The 25,825-nt window shown below is 65.6% G+C and carries 23 protein-coding genes; 12 read left to right on the top strand and 11 right to left on the bottom strand.

Translation table 11 applies throughout. The annotated features are described in order from the left end of the window. Positions 1–11: 11 nt before the first annotated feature. Complete coding sequence (locus tag DFO58_RS00355) at positions 12–1,241, bottom strand: spermidine/putrescine ABC transporter substrate-binding protein (protein WP_120989062.1); 1,230 nt, start codon at positions 1,239–1,241, stop codon at positions 12–14. A gap of 220 nt (positions 1,242–1,461) precedes the next feature. Here DFO58_RS00355 and DFO58_RS00350 point away from each other — a divergent pair, with 220 nt between their 5' ends. The 4 genes from DFO58_RS00350 (at position 1,462) to DFO58_RS00335 (ending at position 6,486) form a co-directional block, all read left to right on the top strand. Then, positions 1,462–1,929, top strand: coding sequence for an Lrp/AsnC family transcriptional regulator (locus tag DFO58_RS00350; protein WP_053799458.1), 468 nt, complete (start codon positions 1,462–1,464; stop codon positions 1,927–1,929). After that, positions 1,926–3,305, top strand: coding sequence for an aspartate aminotransferase family protein (locus DFO58_RS00345; RefSeq protein WP_113607533.1), 1,380 nt, complete (start codon positions 1,926–1,928; stop codon positions 3,303–3,305). Before DFO58_RS00350 ends, DFO58_RS00345 begins: the two co-directional genes overlap by 4 nt. Before the next feature lie 108 nt (positions 3,306–3,413). Then, positions 3,414–4,466 carry an XRE family transcriptional regulator gene (locus tag DFO58_RS00340; protein ID WP_047119918.1) on the top strand — a complete coding sequence of 351 codons (1,053 nt, stop codon included), beginning with the start codon at positions 3,414–3,416 and terminating at the stop codon, positions 4,464–4,466. A 91-nt stretch (positions 4,467–4,557) separates the two neighbouring features. Next, positions 4,558–6,486, top strand: coding sequence for an acyl-CoA dehydrogenase family protein (locus DFO58_RS00335; protein ID WP_120989061.1), 1,929 nt, complete (start codon positions 4,558–4,560; stop codon positions 6,484–6,486). 19 nt (positions 6,487–6,505) lie between these two features. Here DFO58_RS00335 and DFO58_RS00330 read toward each other — a convergent pair whose 3' ends face one another. Next, positions 6,506–7,246, bottom strand: coding sequence for a glucose 1-dehydrogenase (locus DFO58_RS00330; protein WP_047119920.1), 741 nt, complete (start codon positions 7,244–7,246; stop codon positions 6,506–6,508). A gap of 234 nt (positions 7,247–7,480) precedes the next feature. On the opposite strand from DFO58_RS00330, the gene DFO58_RS00325 reads away from it, so the two are divergent. Then, positions 7,481–8,119 (top strand): TetR/AcrR family transcriptional regulator, encoded by a 639-nt coding sequence (locus DFO58_RS00325; RefSeq protein ID WP_120989060.1) that lies wholly within the window; start codon positions 7,481–7,483, stop codon positions 8,117–8,119. A 746-nt stretch (positions 8,120–8,865) separates the two neighbouring features. On the opposite strand, the gene DFO58_RS00320 is transcribed toward DFO58_RS00325, so the two are convergent. Further along, entirely contained in the window at positions 8,866–10,722 is a 1,857-nt protein-coding gene (locus DFO58_RS00320) for an HNH endonuclease signature motif containing protein (RefSeq protein WP_120989059.1), read from the bottom strand. Positions 10,723–10,848: 126 nt separating this feature from the next. Then, entirely contained in the window at positions 10,849–12,378 is a 1,530-nt protein-coding gene (locus DFO58_RS18090; protein WP_053798656.1) for a PucR family transcriptional regulator, read from the bottom strand. 122 nt (positions 12,379–12,500) lie between these two features. On the opposite strand from DFO58_RS18090, the gene DFO58_RS00305 reads away from it, so the two are divergent. The 3 genes from DFO58_RS00305 to DFO58_RS00295 all read left to right on the top strand — a co-directional run bounded on the left by DFO58_RS00305 (position 12,501) and on the right by DFO58_RS00295 (position 15,980). Beyond that, positions 12,501–14,003 carry a CoA-acylating methylmalonate-semialdehyde dehydrogenase gene (locus DFO58_RS00305; RefSeq protein WP_047119922.1) on the top strand — a complete coding sequence of 501 codons (1,503 nt, stop codon included), beginning with the start codon at positions 12,501–12,503 and terminating at the stop codon, positions 14,001–14,003. A 5-nt stretch (positions 14,004–14,008) separates the two neighbouring features. Beyond that, positions 14,009–15,373 carry an aspartate aminotransferase family protein gene (locus DFO58_RS00300; RefSeq protein WP_120989058.1) on the top strand — a complete coding sequence of 455 codons (1,365 nt, stop codon included), beginning with the start codon at positions 14,009–14,011 and terminating at the stop codon, positions 15,371–15,373. Positions 15,374–15,521: 148 nt separating this feature from the next. Next, positions 15,522–15,980 carry an HtaA domain-containing protein gene (locus tag DFO58_RS00295; RefSeq protein ID WP_052772469.1) on the top strand — a complete coding sequence of 153 codons (459 nt, stop codon included), beginning with the start codon at positions 15,522–15,524 and terminating at the stop codon, positions 15,978–15,980. Between the two features lie 58 nt (positions 15,981–16,038). On the opposite strand, the gene DFO58_RS00290 is transcribed toward DFO58_RS00295, so the two are convergent. The 4 genes from DFO58_RS00290 to DFO58_RS00275 all read right to left on the bottom strand — a co-directional run bounded on the left by DFO58_RS00290 (position 16,039) and on the right by DFO58_RS00275 (position 19,485). Beyond that, on the bottom strand, positions 16,039–16,851 hold the full coding sequence (locus tag DFO58_RS00290; RefSeq protein ID WP_120989057.1) for a shikimate 5-dehydrogenase: 813 nt from the start codon (positions 16,849–16,851) through the stop codon (positions 16,039–16,041). 156 nt (positions 16,852–17,007) lie between these two features. Beyond that, the gene (locus DFO58_RS00285) at positions 17,008–17,211 is read right to left on the bottom strand and encodes a CDGSH iron-sulfur domain-containing protein (protein WP_047119925.1); all 204 of its coding nucleotides are present in this window, start codon (positions 17,209–17,211) and stop codon (positions 17,008–17,010) included. Beyond that, positions 17,208–18,236, bottom strand: coding sequence for an iron-containing redox enzyme family protein (locus tag DFO58_RS00280; RefSeq protein ID WP_047119926.1), 1,029 nt, complete (start codon positions 18,234–18,236; stop codon positions 17,208–17,210). The genes DFO58_RS00285 and DFO58_RS00280 overlap by 4 nt, the downstream gene beginning before the upstream one ends. 136 nt (positions 18,237–18,372) lie before the next feature. Further along, on the bottom strand, positions 18,373–19,485 hold the full coding sequence (locus DFO58_RS00275; RefSeq protein ID WP_053798658.1) for a YbdK family carboxylate-amine ligase: 1,113 nt from the start codon (positions 19,483–19,485) through the stop codon (positions 18,373–18,375). 304 nt (positions 19,486–19,789) lie between these two features. Here DFO58_RS00275 and DFO58_RS00270 point away from each other — a divergent pair, with 304 nt between their 5' ends. Together DFO58_RS00270 and DFO58_RS00265 are read left to right on the top strand one after the other, a co-directional pair. Next, positions 19,790–20,281 carry a hypothetical protein gene (locus DFO58_RS00270; RefSeq protein ID WP_047119927.1) on the top strand — a complete coding sequence of 164 codons (492 nt, stop codon included), beginning with the start codon at positions 19,790–19,792 and terminating at the stop codon, positions 20,279–20,281. Positions 20,282–20,314: 33 nt separating this feature from the next. Then, a complete protein-coding gene (locus DFO58_RS00265; protein ID WP_053798660.1) occupies positions 20,315–21,754 on the top strand; it encodes an NAD(P)/FAD-dependent oxidoreductase in 1,440 nt (479 codons plus the stop codon). A gap of 7 nt (positions 21,755–21,761) precedes the next feature. Here the strand turns inward: DFO58_RS00265 and DFO58_RS00260 are convergent, their stop codons facing one another. Both DFO58_RS00260 and DFO58_RS00255 read right to left on the bottom strand, forming a co-directional pair. Next, entirely contained in the window at positions 21,762–22,736 is a 975-nt protein-coding gene (locus DFO58_RS00260) for a cation diffusion facilitator family transporter (protein WP_120989056.1), read from the bottom strand. Further along, positions 22,733–23,176 carry a transporter substrate-binding domain-containing protein gene (locus DFO58_RS00255; protein WP_053799459.1) on the bottom strand — a complete coding sequence of 148 codons (444 nt, stop codon included), beginning with the start codon at positions 23,174–23,176 and terminating at the stop codon, positions 22,733–22,735. Before DFO58_RS00255 ends, DFO58_RS00260 begins: the two co-directional genes overlap by 4 nt. A 328-nt stretch (positions 23,177–23,504) precedes the next feature. Here DFO58_RS00255 and DFO58_RS00250 point away from each other — a divergent pair, with 328 nt between their 5' ends. Further along, positions 23,505–23,723 (top strand): DUF2188 domain-containing protein, encoded by a 219-nt coding sequence (locus DFO58_RS00250; RefSeq protein ID WP_053798661.1) that lies wholly within the window; start codon positions 23,505–23,507, stop codon positions 23,721–23,723. A gap of 167 nt (positions 23,724–23,890) precedes the next feature. Beyond that, entirely contained in the window at positions 23,891–24,349 is a 459-nt protein-coding gene (locus tag DFO58_RS00245; protein ID WP_053798662.1) for a hypothetical protein, read from the top strand. Between the two features lie 57 nt (positions 24,350–24,406). On the opposite strand, the gene DFO58_RS00240 is transcribed toward DFO58_RS00245, so the two are convergent. Next, positions 24,407–25,819: an aldehyde dehydrogenase family protein gene (locus tag DFO58_RS00240; RefSeq protein ID WP_120989055.1), complete on the bottom strand. Its 1,413-nt coding sequence runs from the start codon at positions 25,817–25,819 to the stop codon at positions 24,407–24,409. Between the last annotated feature and the right edge of the window lie 6 nt (positions 25,820–25,825).

Below are 25,825 nucleotides of genomic sequence, written 5' to 3'. Positions count from 1 at the left end.
GCTCCTATGAATCATGCGCCGATGGCACTTTGGAAATCTGCGGCGAAACTCGATTCCTCGTCCGCCTCCAGCGACCGGAAGACGTGGGCCTTGGCCAGATCCTCCTCGGCCGGGAAGATGAGCGGGTTCTCCATCAGCGACGGATCGATCTTCTCCATCGCCTCCTTGGCCCCGGTGACCGGGCAGATGAAGTTCACATAGGCCGCCACCTGGGCGGCGACCTCCGGCTGGAAGTAGTAGTCCATCAGCTTCTCCGCGTTCGCCTTGCGCGGGGAGCCGATGGGAACCATCAGGTTGTCGCTCCACAGCGTGCCGCCGGCCTCGGGGATCACGAATTCCCACTGGTCGTCGTTCTCGAAGTTCATCTGGACCAGATCCCCTGACCATACGATGCCGGCGATGGCGTCTCCTGAGATGAAGTCCTCCTTGTAGGAGTTGCCCTTGACCTGTCGGATCTGGCCGCTGTCGATGTTCCCGCGCAGCACCTCCAGCGCCTTCTGGAACTCGTCCTGGCCCCACTGGCCGGAGATGTCCACGCCGTCTTGCAGCATCAGCAGGCCCATGGTGTCGCGCATTTCGTCGAGCACCGTGATCCGGCCTTTCAGCGCCGGATCCCACAGATCCGAGACGCTCTTCAGTCCCTTGGGGTACTTCGCTTTGTTCCAGGCGATGCCCGCGTAGCCGGACTGCCAGGTCAGCGAGTGCTCGCGGCCCGGGTCGAAGTCCACGTCCTGCAGGCTCGGCAACAGGTTGGAGCTGTTGGGGATGTTCGCCAGATCCAGCGCCTGAGTGTAGCCCTGGCGGATCACGCGCCCGGCCATCCAGTCGGTCAACGTGAAGATGTCCTGGCCGATGTCCTGCCCCGCCTTCAGCTGGGCCTGCACCTTGCCGTAGTAGGTGTCGTTGCCGTCGACGTCCTCGGAGTAGTTCACCGTAATGCCGCTCTGCTTGCTGAAGGCTTCGAGCGTCGGATAGGTCTTGGATTTGTCGTCGTAGTCCAGATAGAGCGTCCAGTTGGCCCAGTTCAGCGTCGGATCCGATGCGGATACGTCGGTCACGGCCGGAGCAGGGCCCGCCGTGGCACCTCCGCCGCCACCGGTGCCGCAGGCGGCAAGCAGCCCGCCCAGGCCCAGTGCGCCGGCGGCGCCGAGCACCGAACGGCGGCTGAGGCTGCGCTGGCTCATGGCGTTGACCAGTGCTCGAATTTGTGGATCCTGCGGCGTCTTGTGCGAGTGCGACATCGGACCATCTCCCCCATTTCTCATCGCTGCATGTGCGATCGATCACACGATTCGTGTTGAGGAACATCCTGTCAGGTCGAGGTGGCGCTGACAAGACTCCGGCAAAAGATTCCACATTAAAATCCTCCCCATAGCGTCGAAAACTTTATTGATAAACCCCTTTCGCAACTGATTCGGTGGCGGTAGTGTCGTGGCTAACGCTGTTGAGACGAGGATGATCATGACACTGCCGCCACCGGCGAGCGCCGGCATCGACGAGATTTCCAAGGAGATCATCGAGCAGCTGCAGGAAGACGGGCGCCGCTCCTACGCCGCCATCGGCAAGGCCGTGGGCCTGAGCGAGGCGGCCGTCCGCCAGCGTGTGCAGAAGCTCGCCGACAGCCAGATCATGCAGATCGTGGCCGTCACCAACCCGCTGGAGCTGGGTTTCACCCGGCAGGCGATGATCAGCATCGTCGCCGCATCGGACATCAGCTCCACCGCCGACAGGATCGCCGAACTGCCCGAGGTCGACTACTGCGTGGTCACCGCCGGCAATGCGGACATCCTGGCCGAGGTGATCTGCTCCAGCGACGAAGACCTTCTGCGGGTTATCAGCACCATCCGCGGCATCGAGGGTGTGCTCAGCACCAACACCTTCACCTACCTTTCACTCAAAAAACAGGAATACAACTGGGGAACACGATGAATACTCCACTTGGCACCGACCGCCAGCAAGCCGCCCGCGACCACCTCTGGATGCACATGGCCCGGCACTCCGGCCTGCACAACGGGGGCAAGGTGCCGATCATTTCGCGCGGCGAGGGACACATGATCTACGACGACGCCGGCCGCGGCTACATCGACGGCCTGGCAGGGCTGTTCGTCGTCAACGCGGGCCACGGCCGCGCCGAGCTGGCCGAGGTCATGGCCAAGCAGGCGGAGAAGCTGGCGTTCATGCCGCTGTGGTCCTACGCCCACGAGCCGGCCATCGACCTGGCCGAGCGCCTGGCAGGCTACGCCCCGGGCGATTTGAACCGCGTCTTCTTCACCACCGGCGGCGGCGAGGCGGTGGAATCCGCGTTCAAGCTAGCCAAGCAGTACTTCAAGCTCAAGGGCCAGCCGGGCAAGACCAAGGTCATCTCCCGCGCGCTGGCCTACCACGGCACCCCGCAAGGCGCGCTGGCGATCACCTCGCTGCCGGGGATGAAGACCCCGTTCGAGCCGCTGGTTCCCGGCACCTTCCGCGTGCCGAACACCAACTTCTACCGCGCGCCGGAGATGTTCTCCGAGAACGAGAAGGACTTCGGGCTGTGGGCCGCCGAGCGCATCCGCGAGGCCATCGAATTCGAGGGCGCCGACTCGGTCGCCGCGGTCTTCCTGGAGCCGGTGCAGAACTCCGGCGGCTGCTTCCCGCCTCCCCCGGGCTACTTCGACCGGGTGCGCGAGATCTGCGACGAGTACGACGTGCTGCTGGTCTCCGATGAGACCATCTGCGCCTTCGGCCGCATCGGGGACATGTTCGCCTGCAACGACTTCGGCTACACCCCTGACATCATCACCTCCGCCAAGGCGCTGACCAGCGGCTACGTCCCGCTGGGCGTGATGATCGCCTCCGAGAAGCTGTTCGAGCCGTTCACCAAGGGCGACACCACCTTCTACCACGGCTACACCTTCGGCGGTCACCCGGTGGCCGCGGCGGTGGCGATGGCGAACCTCGACATCTTCGAACGCGAGGACCTGAACGGCAACGTGCATCGCAACGCCGACGCCTTCAAGTCCACCTTGGAGAAGCTCAAGGACATCGACATCGTGGGCGACGTGCGCGGCGCCGGCTACTTCTACGGCATCGAGCTGGTGAAGGACAAGTCCACCAAGGAAACCTTCAACGACGAGGAATCCGAGCGGCTGCTGCGCGACTACCTCACCCCGGCGCTGTGGGAGGCAGGCCTGTACTGCCGCGCCGACGACCGCGGCGACCCGGTCATCCAGCTCGCGCCGCCGATCACCATCGGCCAGCCCGAGTTCGACCAGATCGAGTCGATCCTGCGCTCGGTGCTCTCCGAGGCGTCCAGCAAGATCTAGTTTCCACACCCTTCGGGCGCGGCCGGTGTAACCTGGCTGCGCCCGATTGGTGCTTTGTGGCCTGTGACACTACTGTGTGGATTAAGCAGCCATGGAAGCAGGAACGTCATGCTGGAACCGACCCGAATCACGCTCGCCCGCCACGCGGCGGGGTATAGCACCCTGGATCTCGCCCGCCTGGTTCAGGTCGGCGAATCCACCGTCCGCCGCTACGAAACCTGCGGCGCCCCCGAGGCCCTGGCCGGGCAGCTGGCCGGCGCGCTGGGCTGCGCCCCGGGCTACTTCCACCGCCCGCCGGCTGCCGGGATCGATGTCGAACGCATCTTCTTCCGCACCCCGCGGCGCATCAGCCGGGCGCAGAAAACCGCCTGCTCGGCGCTGGGCCGCACCGGGGTCGAACTCTACAACCTGATCACCGCCGACTACACGCTGCCGGACACCGAGGTGCCCGACTACACCGGGTTCGACCCGGAGGCCGCCGCCGCGCAGTTGCGCCTGGACTGGAACCTGGGCTGCGGGCCGGTGCCCGACCTGATCTACGTGCTCGAATCGCGCGGCGTGCGGGTGCTCAGCCTGGCATCCGGGACCAGCTTCAGCTTCTGGGAAGAGGGGCAGGCGTTCATCTTCCTGGCCGCCGGGGACCGCGCCGAACAGCGCCACCAGCTGGCGCACGAGCTGGGCCACCTGCTGCTGCATTCCGCGCTGGGAGCCGACGGGCATGCGGCGGCCGAAGCCGAGGCGGAGCAGTTCGCCGCGCGCCTGCTGCTGCCGGCGCTATCGCTGCAGGCGCGCATGGGCGACACCCTGCAACTGCCGCAGCTGCTTGACCTGCAGGAGCTGTTCGGCGTCCCGGCCCGGATCATCCTGTCCCACGCCCGCGAATGCGGCATGCTCGGCGACGCCAGCTACAGCTGGCTGGTGCAGGAACTGGCGCTGGAACCGGCGCCGCGCCGCGCCCCGCTGGCCTCGCGGGTGTTCTCCCTGGTGTTCCCGTCGCTGCGCGGCGAAGACCGGCTGGATACCGCGCGGATCGCCGACACCCTGGGGGTGCCTGCCCGCACCCTGCACGAGCTGACTTTCGGACACGCCTTCATGGTGCTGCCGGGGCTGCGGGACGCCGCGCCGCGGGGCATGCCCGGTCACCTGCGCGCGCTGTCCTAGCGCGGGCGCCACCCTAGCGGTGCACGCCTGCCCGGACTAGGCTGGGCATTCCAGGCGGTGGCCTGCCGCCCGGTCTCGAAAGGGTACTGCCATGGACATCAACGCCGCCAAGGCCCGCGAACTGGCCGAAGAATCCCGCGAACAGGGCTGGCAGCGGCCGAGCTTCGCCAAGGGCATCTACATGGGCGAGGTCGACTTCTCGCTCATCGAACCGCTGCCCGCCCCCGATCCGGAAGCCGCCGCCCGCGGCGCGGCCTTCATCGCCGAGCTGGAGACGGTGCTGGACGGGTTCGACCCCGGGCGCATCGAGGCGGATTCCCGGGTGCCCGACGAATACATCGCCCAGCTGCGCGAGGTGGGCGCGTTCGGCATGAAGATCCCCACCGAGTACGGCGGGCTGGGGCTGAGCCTGCTGGACTACGGCCGCGCACTGATGCGGGTGGGCTCGGTCAGCCCCGCGATCGGCGCCCTGCTCTCCGCCCACCAGTCCATCGGCGTGCCCGAGCCAGTCAAGTCCTTCGGCACCGAGGCGCAGAAGCGCGAGTACCTGCCGCGCTGCGCCGCCGGGGCGATCAGCGCCTTCCTGCTCACCGAGAACGACGTGGGCTCGGACCCCGCGCGGCTGGGCACGCGTGCGACGCTGAGCGAGGACGGCGCCTACTACACCCTGGAGGGCGCGAAGCTGTGGACCACCAACGGGGTGGTCGCCGAGCTGCTGGTGGTGATGGCCGCCGTCGAACCCCACGAGGCCTGCGGCGAGGTCCCGGCCGGCAAGGGCGGGATCACCGCATTCATCGTGGAGGCCGACGCGCCGGGCATCACCGTGGAGAACCGCAACGCGTTCATGGGCCTGCGCGGGATCGAGAACGGCGTGACCCGCTTCGCGCAGGTGCGCGTGCCGGCCGCCAACCGGCTCTCGCGCGAGGGCACTGGCCTGAAAATCGCGCTGAGCACCCTGAACACCGGGCGCCTGTCCATCCCCGCGATGTGCGCCGGCGCCGGCAAGTGGGCGACGAAGATCGCGCGCGAATGGTCCGCCGCCCGCGTGCAGTGGGGCCACCCGATCGGCGAGCACCAGGCCGTCTCCTCCAAACTCGCCTACATCGCCGCCAGCACCTACGCGCTGGAGGCGGTGTTCGAGGTCAGCGCGCTGCTGGCGGACGCGGGCATGAAGGACGTGCGCATCGAGGCGGCGCTGGCCAAGCTGTACTCCTCCGAGGTCTCCTGCCGGATCGCCGACGAGCTCGTGCAGATCCGCGGCGGGCGCGGCTACGAGACCGCCGCCTCCCAGGCCGCCCGCGGGGAGCGCGCGGTCCCGGTCGAGCAGCTGCTGCGCGATCTGCGCATCAACCGCATCTTCGAGGGCTCCACCGAGATCATGCACCTGCTGATCGCCCGCGAAGCCGTCGACGCGCACCTGCAGGCCGCCGGGGCGCTGGCGGTGGCCGACTCCACGCTGGCGGAAAAGGCCGCCGCGGCGCGCGAGGCCTCCGGATTCTACGCCCGCTGGCTGCCCAAGCTCGTCGCCGGCGCCGGCAGCCTGCCCGGCACCTACTCGGAGCACGGCCCGCTGGCCAAGCATCTGCGCTACATCGAGCGCACCAGCCGCAAGCTGGCCCGGCAGACCTTCGCCGGCATGGCGCGCTGGCAGGCAGGGCTGGAGAAGCAGCAGGTGTTCCTGGGGCACATCGTGGACATCGGAGCCGAGCTGTTCGCCATGGCAGCGGTGATCGCCAAGACCTCAGCTCTGCTGGATTCCACCGCCCCCGAGCGCTTCTCCGCCGAGACCCTGGCGCAGGCGTTCTGCGAACAGGCCACCCGGCGCTGCGAGGACCATTTCGAGCACCTGTGGGACGGCACCTCGCACGACGACAAGGTCGCCGAGGACCTGCTCGACGGGGCCTACCTCTGGCTTGAGGAGGGTGTGCGCGACGTGTCCGAGGGCACCGGCCCATGGATTGCGCCGTGGTCCGAGTCCGGGCGCGCGGACGTCCGCCGTCTCTACGGAACGGCGGACTAGCTGCCACGCCCCTGGCCGGCTAGTACCTGGTCCCGGCGGAGATGCCTCCGTCGACCGCGTACTCTCCGCCGGTGCAGAAGCTCGATTCGTCGCTGGCCAAAAAGAGGATCAGGCCGCTGACCTCTTCCGGCCGGGCGAAGCGCTCCAGCGAGTTGCCGGCCAGGTCCTCCTCGGTGAGCGGGCGCAGCGCCTGGGTCAGCGCCGTCGCGACCGCGCCGGGGTGCACCGAGTTGACCCGGATACCGAAGTCGGCCAGTTCCAGCGCCGCGGACTTGGTCAGCCCGCGCAGGCCCCACTTCGACGCGCAGTAGGCGTGCCGGTTCGGGTAGCCTTCCAGTCCGGCGGTGGATGACACGTTCACGATCGAGGAAGCTCCTGACTTCTTCAGCTCGCGAACCGCCGCGCGCATGCCCAGGAAGGCGCCGGTCAGGTTGATGTCCATGACCCGGTTCCAGCTTTCCAGCGTGGTGTCTTCCAGCGGCGCGTCGTCGTGGATACCGGCGTTGTTCACCAGCACGTCCAGCCCGCCGAATTCCGCCACGGCTTGCGCAACCGCGGCCTCCCAGTCCCCGGCGTCCGCCACGTTCAGGTGCGCGTAGCTGGCGCGGTCTCCGAGCTCGGCCGCCAGCGCACGTCCTGCTTCGTCGTTGATGTCAGCGAGCAGCACGGTGGCGCCTTCCGCGATGAAGGCGCGTGCGTGCGCGGCACCCATCCCCGAAGCCGCTCCGGTAATCAGCGCGCGTTTCCCTGCAAGTCTCATGTGTTGCTTCTTTCCGTGTGGAGTTGCCGTCGTTCCGGCGGGAAGGCCCGGCGCCCGTCCGGTCCTTGGCGGCACCGGAATACCCTGCGGCGGGAAGGACGCCCGCCGTCTTCCGTTTCCGCACGTCCGGGCACGTGGTGTGTTCCACCAAACCATCCACCTGAGACACGGTCAATCCACCCGGCGCGGCGTCGAGTGACTAGACGAAAACCGGAATTTGTCTAGCATGGGGTCATGCCACCGTACCGAAATGCCGTTGCGACTCCATCCCTGCGCGCACGCCAGAAGGCAGCGACCCGTGAGCTGATCATCGACGCGGCAGTGGTGGTTTTCGCTGCCAGGGGCTATGAGAACAGCCGGATCGACGAGGTGGCTTCCTGCGCCGGAACAAGCCGGGCGACTTTCTACCTGCACTTCCGCCGCAAGAGCGATCTGCTTTTCGAGCTGAGACACCGAGCGGAACAAGATTTCGAACCTGACTACCGGAAACTTGTTTCGCTGCTGCGCGATCCCCGGGTTGAAGAAATCCAGCAGTGGCTGCTCCGGGGATTGTCCCGCTGGGCCGAAGCAGCGGTGCTGATGCGCCCGGTCTTCGACGCCGCAGACCAGGACCGGATGCTGGCCAAACAGCTGCTGCCGGAGACTCTTCCCGGCTCGAAGCCGCTGGCCCGGGCCCTGGTCGATGCCGAGGTGTGCCCCGACGAATCGACCGCCGACGCCATGGCCATGGTTTTCATGGCGCCGCTGTTCATGGCTTTCCGGCGTCGGGCGTTCGGCATGCCGGTCAACGAGGAACGGCTGGCGGTTCTCACCGCTCAAAGCTGGACCGCCATGGCCGTGGAACATCTTCGGCCGGGCTCGGCGAACCACTAACGAATGCCTTGGCCACTGCCTGGGACGCGGTCACCCCGTAGTTCTAACCAGCCGCCATCTGATCGGAATAGTGAACTTTTCAGAAAAACAAGATAGTGGGTCGGTGTCCGTTTGTGCGAGCTACCGGCGGGAATAGGCAGGTTAGCGGTTCTCCGCTCGCGCGACTTTCCTTGATCGTCATTGCTTCGCTGGATGATTCGGTTCTCGCCAGAGTTGTCACGTTCTCCCGGGGGCGCCTCGGATCACTGCCATCGTCCCGTCTTCAGGAGCATATGCCCGTGTCCGGCAATCGAGCGATCTATTCGGGATGCCCGCTCCGTAGCAAGGTTTGCACTGACTGAGAGCGTCTTGCGGCCGACTAGCACCGCACTCACCGAATCGGCAGCTTCTACCGCTTCGGGCTTCCAGACGGCGTTTAGGGTCGCACCGTCGATGGTATCCACACCCACTGCCATGCGGGCTGTTGTGCCCTTCGAAGCCGGTCAAGCTTTGCGCCTTCGACTTTGCTCGGCCGGGGCGGTAGCTGGGCGCGATGTGTTCGTGCACCGATTCACTGCCGCGACGTCGGACCAATTTACCCCCGGACGACGTGCACGGGCATTCCCCCGAATGGCTGGACGGGTTCGAGGGCACCGGCATGACCACGAGCGCCGGGTCCCTTCTGAAAAGTTGATCCGGGATTTTCCGAGTCCGGCCGTGCAACCCCGGTTCCGTTGCGGGGCCAACGTCAGCGATCCTTTCAGGACCTACGGGTCAGCGATGCTGGCGTCCAGTCTGCCCGCCCGCCACAGCACCGTGGCCTGCCGCGCCCACTCGGCCAACCGCAGGGCTTCAGAGGGCGAAAAGAAGTAGGTATTGAACTGCAGGCGCTGCTCTGGGTCCAGCTCCCTGGGCAGCAGCACCATGGGACGCGAGCCCTTGACCTTCACCGCGTGGAACAGCCCGCAATGCCGGGCGATATGGTGGATTTCGCAATACAGGTCGCTGGTCTCGATGTCGGTGCGGCCGCCGAGCTCCCACTTGTCCAGATGGTCCAGCTCGCAGCGGTGCGCCGGCATGCTGCACCCCGGATAGGCGCAGCCGCGGTAGGCGGCGCGGATCGCCCGGGCCTGGGATTTGGAAAACAGCCTTTGGGTGCGCCCGAGATCCAGGATGCGGCTCTTGCCGTTGAGCACCACCGGGTACAGCCCGGCGTTGCACACCATGGCGCGTGCCTGGCCCGCCGGAATCGGGATGCCTGAGGTGCTGACCGCGAAGTCCCGGCCGGTTTCGAGCATCTTGTCGTAGTCCAGTAGCACACCGATCTGCGGGGTGATCACCGCGTGGCCGTCGGCCGCCAGGGCGCCCGGTCCGTTGGCCTGCAGCACCGCCATCAGACCCAGCAGATGCCGCAATTCAGGGCGCAGATCCTCGAAGAGACCGGTAACCGCCGCGTCATTCGCAGCCGTTCGCGCCGTGCCGCCAACTGCGCCGGGCGGGGTTCCGGAAGGTGCCTCGGCGTCCGTGCCGGGTTCGCGGTCTGCTTCCCGGCGGTTTCCGCACTCGTTGTCGTCATCCTCGGGGCAGATATCCGCATCGAAGCCGCTGGGGCAGTCGTCGTCGGGCGTTTCGTCTCCGGTGCCGTCGGTGGAGTGGTCGCCGGCGGAGTGGTCGCCGGTGGGGTCGTCGTCAGCGGAGTCGTCGGCTGCGGAGCCGGCCTTGGCCCAGTCCGGCATGGTGGACTCGTCGTCCCAGCCGGGGGCGGAGTCGTCGTCGGTGAGCGCGGCGGCCTGCTCGGCGAGCGCGTCGCGGTTGCCGGCCATGGTTTTCGGGTTGTCGACGGCGCGGAAGATGGCGTGCATGGTTTCGCCCTGCGAGGGCAGCAGCTTGACCAGGAAGCGCTCCAGCCCGTTGCGGATGCCCAGCGGGTAGACACCGATCTGCGAGAGCACGGCCTCGGGCGGGCGCCGCTCCCCCACCGCCTGGGCGACCAGCGCGGAGATGTGCTTGCGCGCGGTGGCCGGCTGGCTGCGGATGAGTTCCAGCGAGAGCTCCTGGAGTTCGGCCCGGGTCTGCTCCGCCTCGGGCCCGGTCCCCAGGTCCTTGTCCGCGGCCCTGATCTTGCGGGCAGCGGAGATGACCAGGCGTGGGTCGGTGTCCGGATCGTCGAAGGCTGCGGCCAGCACCGGCAGCGCGGGGCCGGCCGGCTCGCCGGCGTCGGTGACCTGTGCGATCAGGCTGTCGGCGGCGGCCAAGCGGTCGCGGGCGGTGGAGACCGGCACGTTCAGCCAGCCGGCCAGCAGGTCCAGCGCCTTCTTGAAGTGGGTGCGTGCGACGGTGGTGCGGCCGGCGGCGGCCTCGACGTCCTGGGGCGTGGGCTCCAGGCCCCCGTCGGCGATGGCCTGCAGCGAGTCCGTGTCGAGCTTGTGGGCGCCGGTGCGGCGCACGGCTTCCGCGGCGCGCAGCTGGGCGCGGCTGAGCTGCTGCGCGAGGTGCTCGATGAGCAGCGCCGCATAGGCGGCGTGCCCAGCGGGGACGTCGGGGTCGGACAGGGCGCTCACCGCCGATCCGAGCAGCCTGTCCGCCTGGGACAGGTTCATCAGTGCTTCGCTGCTGGTGCTCATGGATCCAGCGTGCCCGGGCGGCGGCAGGCTCGGGGCGACAGTACTGCACGGTGGGGATAACCCGGTGCGCGGTGATTTCCGGCGTGCCTCGCCCTGTAACAGGCGTGCAGGCTTGGCCACGTACGCTTAGCCGTGCATGCGGTACCAGAGCAGCGCCACCTGCAAGCTGGCGCGGGACTCGGCGGATTCCAGCGAGACCCCGAGCTTGTCCTCCAGCTTGGCCAGCCGGGCGTAGAGCGTGGGGCGCGAGAAATAGCCGGCCTTGGCCAGGGCGGACTTGTTGCCGCCGTGGGCCAGGTAGAGCTCCAGCAGCTGCAGCCCGTCCTCGTCGAGCGGGGAAAGCAGGCCGTCCAGCTCGGTGTGCGCGAAGGCGCGCAGCCTGGCATCGGCGCCCATCGCGGAGAGCACCCCGCGCAGGCGCAGGTCGGCGAAGCGGTAGTAGGGCTGGGCGCGGGTGGGCAGGTGCGGGACGATGTGCGCGACATGGGCGGCCTCGTCCAGCCGGGCCAGGCAGGCGGCCAGCGGTCCCTCGGCGGCGACGCCGATCGCCACCGGCTCGGCCAGCTGCTCGGCCAGCCGGCGGGTGAAGCCCTGCAACGCGGAATCCACCAGCTCGCGGGCGCGCACCGGCAGGATGACCGCCAGGTAGCCGGGTTTCAGCGACCCGGCGAGCACCCCCAGGTGCAGGGTGTCGGCCAGCTGCTCGATGACTTCCAGCGCGGCGCGCTCGGCCAGCTGGGTCTCCGTGGGGGTGCGCTCCCCGGCAGCCAGCGAGAGCACCAGCGGAACGTAGTAGGGCGCGGCGTCCAAGCCCAGGGACTGGGCGCGCACCGCGATCTCCTTGTCGCCGTAGCCGTGCGCGGCCTGCAGCTCGTGCAGCATCGAGGTTCGCGCCTGGTAGAGCAGTTCGCGGTCGTCGCGCCCGGAAAGCCGGGCGATGGTCAGCGCCTGGCCGGCGCGCTCCAGCACCAGCGCGGCGTTGGCATCGTCCTCCAGCGCGGCCGGGACGATGAGCCGGCCCCAGCGGCGGCGGGCCGCCCCCACCGGGGTTTGCAGCCAGTTCTCGGCGCCCGCCGAGCGCCCGGTGTGCTCCAGGTAGCCGACGAAGCGGGAGCGGGAAATCCAGTCGTCGAGATCCGCGTTCGCGTGGGCGAGGACCAGGTGGCGCACGTCCTCGAGCACCACCGGAGCGTCAAGCAGCCCGGCGGTGCGCTCGACGATGGCCTGCTCGTCGGCCTCTGAGAGCGAGAGTTCGGTGTAGATCTCGTGCACGCTGCGCGAGAACTGCAGGTCTGCCAGCTGCTGGGCGACCAGCTTCTGGTGGATGACCTCGGTGATGGCCACGAAACGGACCTTGCGGCGCAGCCTGATGACGGGGAACCCGAGCCCTGCCACCTGCAGTTCCGCTTCGCCCGGTGCCTCGATGATCACGCCCGCCGCGCCGGCGTCGCGCAGTTGTTCCAAAAAGCCGCGAACGTCGGTCACGTTGCGCAGCGTGGTGAGCACCAGCTCGCGGCCGAAGAGCAGGTCAACGTTGGATTCCGACTCGGTGACGTGCACCCAGCGCAGCTCCGCGTCCAGCCCGTCGGCGCACAGCAGCTGCGGATCGGCCTCCTGCACCACCGGCAGGGCCAGCACGTCGTTGACAGTCAGCATCCTCGCACCTTTACACATCGTCGCAGCGTCACGATAAATCATTACATACTGCCTGTGTCGCAGGCCATGTTCGTGCCCGATGATGAATTCAGGAATCCATTCGAGGACAACAAGGAGCCACGATGAACACGACGCTGACATCAACCCTGCAGCACTGGATCGACAACGCCAACTACGTTGCAGACGACCGCACCGGCAAGGTCTACAACCCTGCCACCGGCGAGGTCGCCCGCGAGGTGGCACTGGCCTCCAAGGCAACCACCGAGGCAGCGATCGCCTCCGCGCACGCAGCCTTCCCGGGCTGGCGCGACACCTCCCTGGCACGGCGCACCGCCATCATGTTCCGCTACCGCGAGCTGCTCACCGAGCGCAAGGGCGAGCTGGCGGCGATCATCACCGCCGAGCACGGCAAGGTGCTCGACGACGCGCTGGGCGAGGTCGCCCGCGGCCTGGAGGTCGTGGAGCTCGCCTGCAACGCGCCGTACCTGCTCAAGGGCGAGTACTCGGAGAACGCCTCGACCGGCGTCGACGTGCAGTCCATGCGCCAGCCGCTGGGCGTCTCGGCCATCATCTCCCCGTTCAACTTCCCGGCCATGGTGCCGCTGTGGTTCTTCCCGGTGGCCATCGCCTCGGGCAACACCGTGGTGCTCAAGCCTTCGGAGAAGGACCCGTCGGCCGCCAACTGGATGGCCGAGCTGTTCGCCGAGGCAGGCCTGCCTGCCGGCGTGCTGAACGTCGTGCACGGCGACAAGGAGTCGGTCGACACCCTGCTGAACGACGAGCGCATTTCCTCGGTCTCCTTCGTGGGCTCGACCCCGATCGCCCAGTACGTCTACTCCACCGGCACTGCCAACGGCAAGCGCGTGCAGGCCTTCGGCGGAGCGAAGAACCACATGCTGGTGCTTCCCGACGCAGACCTTGACCTGGCAGCCGACATGGCGGTGAACGCCGGCTTCGGCGCCGCCGGCGAGCGCTGCATGGCGATCTCCGTGGTCGTTGCGCTGGAGGGCATCGCCGATCAGCTGGTCGCCAAGATCGCCGAGCGCGCCAAGACCCTGCGCGTGGGCGATGGCACCCGCGGCTGCGACATGGGCCCGCTGATCACCGGCGAGCACCGCGACAAGGTCGCAGGCTACATCGACGCCGGCATCGCCGCCGGCGCCACCCTGGCCCTGGACGGCCGCACCGGTACAGTGGACGCCGACGGCGAAGGCTTCTTCCTGCACCCGACCATGTTCGACAACGTCACCACCGACATGAGCATCTACACCGACGAGATCTTCGGCCCGGTCCTGTCCGTGGTCCGCGTGGAGTCATTCGACGAGGGCGTCGAGCTGATCAACTCCTCGAAGTACGGCAACGGCACCGCGATCTTCACCAACGACGGCGGCGCCGCCCGCCGCTTCGAGAACCGCATCCAGGTGGGCATGGTCGGCGTCAATGTGCCGATCCCGGTACCGGTGGGCTACCACTCCTTCGGCGGCTGGAAGGCCTCGCTGTTCGGCGACCAGCACGCCTACGGCCCGGAGGGCTTCAAGTTCTTCACCCGCAACAAGGTTGTCACCAAGCGCTGGCTGGACCCGAGCCACGGCGGCATCAACCTCGGCTTCCCACAGAACGACTAGGACCAATGACTACCGAAATCAGCGACATCACCAGCGAGCAGATCGCAGCCGGCCAGCGTGCCCACGAACTTGACCGCGAGCACGTTTTCCACTCCTGGCAGGCGCAGGGCCCGTTCAACCCGATGACGATCCTGAAGACCGAGGGTTCGTACGTGTGGGACGGCGAGGGCAACAAGCTCATCGACCTCTCCAGCCAGCTGGTGAACACGAACGTCGGCCACCAGCACCCGAAGGTCGTCGCGGCGATCATCGAGCAGGCGGGCAAGATCGCCACGATCGCCCCGCAGCACGTGAACCACGCTCGCTCCGAGGCGGCGCGGCTGATCGCCTCGCACACCCCGGGCGACCTGGACAAGATCTTCTTCACCAACGGCGGCGCCGACGCCAACGAGCACGCCATCCGCATGGCCCGCGTGCACACCGGCAAGCACAAGGTGCTCTCCGCGTACCGCAGCTACCACGGCGGCACCCACTTGGCGGTGAACGTCACCGGCGATCCACGCCGCGTGGCCTCGGACAACGCCTCCGACGGCGTCGTGCATTTCTTCCCCGCCTACCCGTACCGCTCCTACTTCAACTCCACCACGGAGGCCGAAGAGACCCAGCGCGCGCTGAAGCACCTGGAAGACACGATCATCCTCGAGGGTGCATCGAACATCGCCGCCTTGGTCCTGGAGTCGATCCCGGGCAGCGCAGGCATCTACGTGCCGCCGGCAGGCTACATGGAAGGCGTGCGCGAGCTGACCCGCAAGTACGGCATCGTGTTCATCGCCGATGAGGTCATGGCGGGCTTCGGCCGTTCGGGCGAATGGTTCGCGGTGAACCACTGGAACGTTGTTCCGGATCTGATGACCTTTGCCAAGGGCGTGAACTCCGGCTACGTGCCGCTGGGCGGCGTGGCGATCTCCCCGCAGATCTTCGAGACCTTCCGCGAGCGCGTCTACCCGGGCGGGCTGACCTACTCGGGCCACCCGCTGGCTTGCGCGGCGGCGGTTGCCACCATCGAAGCGATGGAGGAAGAGGACCTGGTTGCCAATGCCAAGCGCTTGGGCGATGAGATCATCGGCCCGCGCCTGGCGCAGTTCAAGGCCGACCACCCGTCGGTGGGCGACGTGCGCGGAACCGGCGTGTTCTGGGCGATCGAACTGGTCACCAACCGCGAAACCCGCGAACCGCTGGCCGCCTACGGCGGCAGCTCGCCGGAAATGAACCAGGTCATCGCCGCGGCCCGCGCCGCAGGCCTGCTGCCGTTCGCGAACTTCAACCGCCTGCACGTGGTGCCGGCGCTGAACATCCCGGACGACGTGCTCATCGAGGCGCTGGACAAGCTGGAACAGGCGCTCGTCGTCGCCGACGGCTTCGTCAAGTAGCCGACCCCGCACAGCTGGCAGGAATCCCCCTGCCAGCTGTGCTTTTTAATATTCGGTATTAACAATTCGCTGGCAGATGAATGGGCCGCAGGCTCCCGCTGGTGCTGTGAAATACTGGGGTCAACCGCAAATCTTTATGGAGGAACTCATGGCAGGCGACGCTTTCCAGCCGCATCTTCAGTGGGGTGTCAAGGCCTCGTTCGTTGGATACATTGCATCGCTGGCTGACGGCCGCATCGAGGCCTCGAATGGCGTGTGGCAGGTCGGCAACGCGCTGGCCTTCCCCGTGCACCCGGCGGTGGACGTTCCCGACAACGAGATCTGGTTCAACGGGCGCGTGTCTTTCTCGGGCCACGGCGGGATGATGAAGCTCGAGCTGAACGAACCGCGCATCGAGAACCAGGGCGAGTCGATCTTCCTGACCATCGACACCCCCGAGGGCCGCACCGCCATCGCGGAACTGACCGAGACCGGAGTTTCGCACGCCATGGGCATGACCCGAACCCGGTTCTCGGCCGTGGTGACTGAAGACGGCTCCAAGATGTTCAACGGGCAGTACCCTGCCGGGCAGGCGATGGAAGAAGTCGAAGTCACCCTGCGCGGCTAGAAAACGCCTATTACAGGGAAACCCTGCACCGCACGCGCGGTGCAGGGTTTTTCAGTTCCTACTGTCGGGAGAACTCGGAGGCACGGACGACCTGATCCTCGCTGAGCCCATGTCCCGTGTACTTCTCGAACTGCGCGGCGGCCTGCAGGGCAATCACCTCGGCCCCGGTGATGACCTGCTTTCCGTGCTCCCGTGCGGCGGCGACCAGCGGGGTCTCGCTGGGGAACGCGACCACGTCGAACACCGTTTCCGCCGCGGCGATCTGCGCATCGCTGAATGACTGGATAGCGGCCTGTTCTCCGTCCATGCCCAGCGGCGTGACGTTGACCAGCACCTGGTGGCCCGGTTCCGGATCGGCATCGATGAATGCGTAGCCGTACTTCTGCGCCAGCGCCCCTCCCGCGGCGATGTTGCGCGCGAGCACCGTGAGGTTCTCGAAGCCGGCATCGCGGAATGCCGCGACCACCGCCTTGGCCATGCCCCCGGAACCGCGGACCAGCACGTTCGCCGACGGGTCCAGCTCGTGGCGCCCGATCAGCGTGGCGATCGCATCGAAGTCGGTGTTGGAGGCGCTGAGGTGGCCGTCGGTGTTCACGATGGTATTCACCGAGTCGATGGCCGCCGCCGAAGGCTCGATGGTGTCCACCAGCGCCATGACGTCCTCCTTGAAAGGCATGGACACCGAGCAGCCGCGGATGCCCAGGGCGCGGACGCCGGCAATCGCACCGGCCAAGTCGTCGGTGGAGAACGCCTTGTAGATGAAGTTCAGCCCCAGTTCCTCGTACAGGTAGTTGTGGAAGCGGGTGCCGATATTCGACGGCCGGCCGGACAGCGAGATGCACAGGGTCATGTCTTTATTCAGGATGGGCATGCAGAGCTCTTCCGGAGTCGGGGGGACGAGGTCTTCACCTAATATACGGCGGCTGCAAGCGACCCCGGGGCATTAAAGATGTTTTTTGCGCTCCGAGTCCTCCGGCTCCATCGATCTGGCCGCATCAGCTCCGTCGGGCTTGGAGGGGACTCGCCGTCAGTCACGTGGCATTTCGAACTTCTTGAGTTTGTGCGTGCCGTCGCAGAACGGTTTGATGGCCGAGCTTCCGCAACGGCACAACGCCACGGTTTCACGGCTTGTCGGAACAGCTTCGCCCTCCGCGTCGAGAATCTCGAAGTCGCCACGGAGAATCAGCGGCCCCTGCGGGCAGACCACGATCTGCGCTCCCTCCGCGCTCATGCCTCGACCTTTACTTTCGGCTGGCGCAGGGACGAACGGCCCCGGCCCCACGCCTCAAGCTGGTGGGCTCCCACCAGCGCGTCGATGGCGCAAGCCGCCTGCGCGCCGAAGAACACCGCTTCGGCGATGCTGGGATCCTGCTCGATCAATCCGCCCGCCAGATCGCGACCGGCGATCTGCTCGTGGACCGCATCGGCTTCCACATGCTCATCGAAGTAGTCTGTCACCGGGGAGTCGAAGCCCAGGCGCCGGAATCCGCGTGCATACCTGGCATTGGGGATCGACGATGTCATCTCGTAGATGGCAAGGTGGCCGGCGATGCTGCCGCGCAATCGACGATGCAGGCCGAAGAACGACATCATGTTGACCGACGCCAGCGTGATGGCAGGCAGCGACTCGATATAGGCTCCGAACTCGGAGTCGAGCCCCAGCCCCCGCATGGTGGTCTCGAACAGCTCGGAGTGCATGGCGCCGGGCCTGCCTGCCCCGTACTCGTCGAACTGGATCTCCATCAATGCGGACTTTCCGCGCCCTGTCAGGCGTGGAATCGCCCACGAATGCGGGTCGGCTTCCTTGAGCTGGTAGATGGACTTGTGCATCAGGAATTCACGCGCCTGCTCAACCGTCGCATGCCGGGATATGTAGGTCGAGACCGATGGTCCGTCGTCCGCGCTGGCAAGGGCGAAAAGTTGTCGAGCCGTATCCTGGGCAGATCCGAGCGAGAAACTTGGATCCCCGGCGATCTGCCGCAATCGTGCCTCAAACTGTTCTTCGATCTTTGCCCGAAGGCCCAGCAGAGGCGGGTTCCATTCCCAGCGTGCATCGATGCCATCGAACCCGCGGTAGTGCAGTTCGTAGAGGACGAATAGGACAATCTGGATGTCCTCGCTATGGAGGATGTCTTCCGAGTCCAGGACTTTGAAGGCCTCATGTTCCAAACCTGACAGATCGACATCGGGGTCGTAGGTTCTCAGCACCTCGAAAAGAGATTCGCTGATCCGGCCGCGATCTTCTGGAAGCTCCACTTCTCCACCTGCTCCTTAATGCACACATACTGAAAAAACGACTATAGGCAATGGCCAACCGGTTGACCGGGCCGGGGTACGGATTACCAGAGAATTCACACGAGGCATTCGAGCCAGCTCGAAACGCGCCAGCCAGTCATGGGTTGCTGCGGAGTTCCGAAATCGTTTCCCGGGCGAATTCCTGCTGGGCGTCGTGGACGAGTGCCGTGCCTCCCCCGCGTGCCCAGCTTGCGCGCTGCCGTTGCGCGCCGTTCCCGACAGAGGTGATCCGCGCGAAGTAGTTCTGCACGAAATCGAGATCGCCGTTGTCCGCCAGATGTTCGCCGGCATAGTCGAGCAATTGCCCCAGCACTTGCTCCGGCTCCAGTCTGGTTTCGGTTCCCGCATCGAATAGCGGTCCTGACAGGCCCATTTTGGAGGCATGCCACAGACCGAGATCCAGCAGCCGGTCCTCCACGGTCTTGGCCACGCCTCCCTGCGCGAGACCGGTATCCACCAGAGCCCTAACCAGCATGGCTATGGCCACCGATTCGTCGGCCGTCAACTGCCCGTCGGCCGTGCGCACCTCTATGGTGGGGTTGCGCTCAGACAGGCGCACGGCCCAGCCGATATGTCCAGCGTCGAGCAGGGCGCCGGAATCGAGCATTATCCGGCGCATCCGCTGGTAGTGCTCCATGGAGTCGAACGCCGGAGGAACGCCTATCACGGACCAACGGCGGTAATGCACCATCCTCCAGGACTCAAATCCGGAAAGCTCACCGTTCCAGACCGGCGAGTTCGCCCCAATGGCAGTCAGTGCTGGAAGCCACGGGCGCAGCACGTTCATGGCCTGCAGCCCGGTTGGGGCGTCAGGGATATGCACATGGATATGCAGCCCGTTGATGTAATGCTCGCGCACGATCCCCGGCACGAACTGGCGGATATCCTCGTAACGCTGCCCTTCGGACACCTCCGTCGCTCCGGGAAGGAAGGGCGGCGTGCCAGTTGCTACTGCCGCCAGGCCTGCACCCGCACACGCTTCCTGCAGCTTCTGTCGACCCAACAGCAAGCTTTCCAAGGCATCGGATGCCCTGGTGCAAATTCCGGATACAAGTTCCACCTGGGGACGGAGGAGCTCCGGGACAAGCGTTGCCCCAGCCAGGTTCTCGCCCTGCAGATCCCCCAGTAAGCCGGGCGGGACCGTGGCCAAAGTCGCGGTCTGGGGATTCACGAGGAAAAACTCTTCCTCGATCCCGAAAGTTCTGGGCATGCACTATCCTTCCGGGATGTCGATTCTGCTTCAGCTGGAGTTTATGCGGGCTTGCGGCTCGGCTCGGCATGCCGGCTCCGAATCACAGGAAACGCAAAGAAGAACGCAACATTTCCGCGAACTGCGTCTTCCTCCACATCGCCCGAATTCCACCAGAGCTGCCACGGGTTTCTGGTGATTTCCCATGAGTTCGCGTCGCATGCATAACATCGCCACCGGACTCTCCCTACGCTGGTGCACAAGGGACCGGATTAAAAGCTTTCCGGGTGGATGAAATCGCCTAGTTTCTTGAGGATGCCACGTAGTGAAGAAGCCAATTGATCACGAGAAATTGCATAAATACCTCAGTGAACACCATTTGGGTTCCGCTGCCGGGCTGGAACATTTCGCCAGCGCCAAACGGATGTGGGCCGATACTCAACATGCGGACGTCTTCCACTCCCTCTGGTTGCAGGTTAAGGAAGACCAGCAGGATCTCGAGCGCATCTTGCAAAAGCTGGGCCGTGAGCCCCACGGCCTTGCATTGCTTGCCGAGCCATGGGCTAAGCTTCTGGGCAAGATCAACTTGCTCAATCCCCTGCGGCAGCGCCGCAAGACGCTGGCTCAGACACAGCTCGATGTGCTGACCGGCCTGCTGAATGCCAAGCACAGCATGTGGCGCACCCTGCTGCTCATGGTTGGTGAAGAGCCGACGCTGGACCAAGCCTTGCTGAGCGATCTGAAGTTGCGTGCCGAATCGCAGATTCGCCAACTATCGGAGTTCAGCGACAGTTCATGGGCCGAGCGCTTTCGCTGAGTTTGACCGAACTGAGATACGGAAACAAGTTATATGACACTGCGCGCCCATGTTATCGGCTCCGGCCCCAATGGCCTGACCGCCGCTGCGATCCTTGCCGAAAACGGAATCGAAGTGGATGTCTACGAACGGAACGAGGAGATCGGGGGTGCCGCCGCAAGCGCCCGGGCATTTGATGGCGAGGCCTTGATCGATCTGGGTGCGGCGGCCCATCCTTTTGCCTACGGCAGCAAGGCGTTCCGGCACTTGGACTTGCAAAGCCACGGCCTGAGCTGGGATTTCCACGACATGCCGCTGGCTCATCCGCTCGATGACGCACCGAGCGTGCTCCTGCACCAAACGCTCGCGGCTACCACCGCCCAATTCGCAGCGGATCGGAAAATCTGGACGGCCCTGCACGGCCCCTTCGTCAAGCGTGCGCAGCAGCTGCTGGACAACGTGACCGGCCCGCTGTTGCGCGTGCCACCGAACCCTGTGCTGATGGCACGCTTCGGTCTGCGCTCACTACCTCCAACGGCCGTCATGGCCTCCAGCGTCTTGCGCAGCCGACAAGCCCGGGCCCTCTTCTCCGGAACCAGTGCGCACTCCATGCTTCCCCAATCCCATCCATTCACCTCGGGGTTCGGGATCATCTTCGGGTCGCTGGGCTCAAGTTGGGGCTGGCCGGTAGCGCATGGCGGCACCGGATCGATTATCCAAGCCCTGGGCCGCGCCGCGAAATCCCGCTCGGTACGCATCCATACCGGTCATGAAGTCAGGAGCCTCGGCGAGCTTCCGCCCGCGGACATCACGATCATGGACCTGACACCGCGACAGATCCTGTCGATCGCACGCGACAGGTTGCCGGCGCGTTATGCCCAACAGTTGTCCCGATGGCGATACGGAACTGCCGTATACAAGGTCGACTATCTGCTGGACGGACCAATTCCGTGGACCGATCAGCGCACACAACAAGCCTGCACGGTGCACGTCGGCGGCGATGCACCCGAGATCGCCCGGGCGGAGGGAGAGGTCAACCGGGGACGCATGCCGGACAAGCCGTTCGTGATGGTTGTCCAGCCTTCCAGCGCGGATGCCACCCGCGCTCCCGAGGGCAAGCACGTCATCTGGTCGTACGCGCACGTGCCCAATGGCTATGCAGGCCGTGCCGGTGCTCTTATCGATGCGCAGATCGAACGCTTCGCCCCGGGATTTACCGACCGCGTCATTTCGCGCCGCGAGAGCAGCCCAGCGGATTTGGAGCGCTGGAATCCGAACCTCGTCGGCGGCGATATCGGCGGAGGCTCGCTGCGCGGACTGCAGCAGTTCCTGCGCCCTACCGTCTCCCTCAATCCCTATCGACTGGCCCCGGACGGCTTGTATCTTTGTTCCTCGTCCACGCCCCCAGGAGGGGGCGTTCACGGCATGGGCGGTTGGCATGCCGCGTTCGCCGCCCTGCAGGACCACGGCATTCGTGCCACGGGTGCCCATTAGCAGGGCTTCACACCCTGGCCGGAACCTTGCTTAAATAGTCCGGGATCGAACTCACGGGGATCATTACTACGTCGTAGGCCGGCCAATCGAGCTCCTCCAGCTCAGCACAGGCCTCAGCGACCTGCTTGACACCGACCTGCCCCGAATGCGGAACCACGAAAACCTCGATGTGCTGAACCTGGCCTAGTTCACGAGCCCTGACCGCTGATTCCTCGACCCAATTCATTCGGGCCAGCTGCTCCTCGATCCTCGACACCAGCGGATGCGGATCGGTGCCGTCAAGGTCGGATGCTCGGCTGTCGAGCAGGTCGGAGGTCGCTGAGCGTGTGCTGTCCCAGCCGTCCTTGAGAATTCCGAGCGAGATGACCAATGCGGCCACGGCATCCAGCCACCAGATTCCCAGACCAATTCCGGCAACACCCACGATGGAAGCTGCGTTGGTCTGCCAGTCGGCCTTGGCCATCTTTGAATCTGCGTACAGCAGCTTGTTGTGCAGTGGCTTGGCGACCTTGATCTTCAGCCGACCGAGGATGAGCGCGGGGATGACAATAACCGTCATCACCGCAATCATCGGCCACCCCTGCCAGATTGTGTGGCCGAACAGATTGACCGTTCCGATGGTGGGATGTTCCGTCTTAACCAACGCGGTAATCGATTCGTAGGCCAGCATGGCGCCTACCACCAGCAACGCCACGCCTGCGACGAGATGTCCGGCACCCATGGAACGGTGATAGCCGTACGGCTGGCGTGGCCTGCGTGGCTTGCGCGTCCAGCGCAGAGCGATGAGGAAGGCAAGCTGCGGAAGCACCGAGAGCATGTCCTCAACCCAAGCCGTCCTCATAGCCTGCGAATTCCCAACAACCAGGGCGACGACTGTGATCGTGCAAACCGCGTATCCAACGCTGATCCACTCCAGCTTGGCGGCGCGGCGCATCAGTCGCTTCTGTTCCTCGGGCAAATGGGTTCCGGGCGAGCTATTCATGGCATCTGTGTCCGGTCGAGAAAGCGTTCCACTTCAAAGAGGAAAGCATTCTCGCCGGGCGGCACCAGCATCACGATTTTGCTTTCCTTGCCATCAACATCCACGTGAGTCGTATAGGGCCGTGTCATCCCGACTTGTTCGGCCCACGGAGTCTTGGAACTGATCCCTCCGGCCACGAGGTCAAGATCACCGTTTTCCAAAGCCGAGACGAGTTGTTCCTCGCCTCCCACCGTCCATTCCACCTCAGCATCGAGATTTTCGGCGAAATTCTGGATGATCTGGATTTCGGAACCTTGCAACGGCCCGTTCGAAACCTCCACGAAGTCCGCATTCGGTGATACTCCGACGCTGATGGTCCCCGATCTGACGTCCTCAAGCGTTCCCTCGGGATCCACGGGAATCTGTGCGCCGCAGCCGGCCAGCAAGGGCAGCACGGCCATGCCCGGTAGGAGTTTCTGCAATGTCCTTGTCTTAACCCGCACTACTTTCTCTCCTTCTCGTGCCGTCCAGTGGCGACCGAACGGTGATGTGCTCAATGTAGGACGGAAAGCGAGACAGTTCATGCCCGATCTGGATATCAGAGGAAATATCCAGAATCCTCGATCATCGCGCGAGGGGTCTACTCTGGATATTCCCTGAACCATCTGGAAGCCCGGAAATCAGCATGGAATGGTGGAGGCAAGGCCGATCTTTTCCGGCGTCCCACCCAGTGACCAGATCTCATATCGAAGCAAACGCTTCCCCATGGCCCCCGAGAAAGGAAAGAGCATGAGCGCCAACCACTTCCAAATTCTGGCCAACAGCGAGGCCTGGGTCGTGACTCTCAGCGGGAAGCATCTGGCAACTTGCCGCTCACGAGCCGAAGCCTATGACATTGCCTGCAAAAAAGCCGAGGAGCTCGGTTCGGGCGAAATCTTCGTCCATGACGCGACCGGGGAACTCGAATTCCGTGAGAACATCCATACCCCACGGCGCGAAGACCGATAACCCGGATGCTGCTCGGCTGTCTGCGCCTGGCACCGAGAAACGGCAGCTCTTCGGCATGCTCGGCACGCGCCGGAAAGGTCCGATCGCCTCCGGGCACTTTCGATGCCAGCGGAGAAATCATCCGAAATGAGGTCGCACAAGGGAAAGTACCGTCATAACGTGGGGTTATGGAGGAGCAATACCTGAACGTGGATTTCAGCACCCCGGTGCTGGGCTTCGGGGTGGCCGCCGTGCTGCTCATCGGAGGCGTGCCGCTGCTGCTGCACGGCTGGTACCGTCGGAAGAAGTTCGAGCAGCTGGCAGATGGCTACCAGACCTACAAGTTGCGCTCTTCCATCCGTGCCGAACTAGTCGCTGGCGGGTTGGTGCTGTCACTGATGGCGGCACTCGGCATTTTTGCGGTGCTCGGCTACACCTCATCGGCCCGGAATCTGCAGTCGAACATCGAGCAGCTCTACAATCCGGCGAAACTCGAGCTCGGCACGTTCAACGGCTCGTGGATGAGTGCGGACATCACGCTGGATGACGGCACGAGCTTCAGCAATGCGCGGGTGGACGTCCGCGCAGGCAACGAGCCATTCATCGAGGACCTCTGGTACCACTACCACCCGAAGCCTCGGGGATGACGCGTTAAAAAATGCCAGGGCGCCGAACCTTGCGGTGCGGCGCCCTGGCAGCGGTTGCTAGCCCTTGATGACCTGCGGCTGGGCCAGGGACTTCAGGCCGTCGAGACCGAATTCGAGGCCGTAGCCGGACTGCTTCGCACCGCCGAACGGGATGCGCGGGTCGATGGTGCCGTGGGAGTTGATCCACACGGTGCCTGCCTGCAGCTGGGCGGCAACTTCCAACGCCTTGGCACGGTCCGAGCCCCAGACCGAGGCTCCCAGGCCGACCTCCAGGGCATTGGCGTGCTTGATGGCCTCGGCGCTGTCCTTGACCTTGATGATCGGCAGCGCCGGGCCGAACTGCTCCTCGGTGACCAGGCGGTTGCCCGGGTCGATGTCGGAGATCAGGGTGGTCGGGTAGAAGTAGCCGGCCGCCGAATCATCCGGGTTGGCGCCGAGCAGCACGGTGGCGCCGGAGTCCACGGCGTCCTTCACTAGGTCGGCGACGATGTCGTACTGCGCCTTGTTCTGCAGCGGGCCGAGCACGTTGTTCTCGTCCAGTCCCACGCCCATCGGCATGGCCTTGGCGACCTCGGTCAACGCGGAGCAGACCTGGTCGTAGATGGATTCCGGCACGTAGAGGCGCTTGAGGGCGGCGCAGGTCTGGCCGGTGTTGATGAAGGCGCCCCAGAACAGGTCCTGGGCGATGGCCTGCGGATCGGCGTCCTCCATGACCACGCCGGCGTCGTTGCCACCGAGCTCAAGGGTCAGGCGCTTCACGGTGTCGGCCGAGGAGCGGATGATCGCCTTGCCGGTGCGGGTGGAGCCGGTGAACATGATCTTGTCGATGTCCGGGTGGGCGGAGAGCTTCTCGCCGACCTCGCGCCCGCCGGCCACCACGTGCAGCACGTCGGCCGGCAGGACCTCGTTGAGGATGCGGCCCAGGGCGATAACCGACAGCGGAGTGTATTCGCTGGGCTTCATCACCACGGTGTTGCCCATGCGCAGGGACGGGGCCAGCTGCCAGATCGAGATCATCATCGGCCAGTTCCACGGGCCGATGGCGCCGACCACGCCCAGGGCGCGGTAGTGCTTGGCGGCGTAGGTTTCACCGTCGTCGACCACGACTTCCGGGTCCACGTCGTAGGCGGTGGCGGCGCGCAGCCAGGCGGCTGCTCCCCCGACCTCGAAGCGGGCGTTCGGGCCGTTCAACGGCTTGCCCTGCTCGCGGGAGAGCAGTTCGGCCAGGGCCTCGGCGTTGGCCTCGATGTTGTCCGCGGCGGCGTTCAGCAGGCGCTTGCGCTCATCGTGCCCCAGCGCGTCCCAGGCCGGCTGGGCGGCGCGGGCCGCGGCGACGGCGGAGTCCAGGTCGGCGACGGACTTCTCCGCCACGCGGCCGACAAGCTCGCCGGTGGCCGGGTCGAGGACTTCGGTGCCGCCGGTCGCCGGCGAGATTGCCGCGAGCAGTTCCCGGGCATTTGCGTAGGCCATTGATTT

The sequence above is a fragment of the Arthrobacter sp. AG1021 genome (genome assembly GCF_003633665.1).
Classification (GTDB): domain Bacteria; phylum Actinomycetota; class Actinomycetes; order Actinomycetales; family Micrococcaceae; genus Glutamicibacter; species Glutamicibacter soli.
The sequence above is the reverse complement of the archived record's forward strand: the minus strand, read 5'-3'. Positions and strand labels throughout refer to the sequence as shown.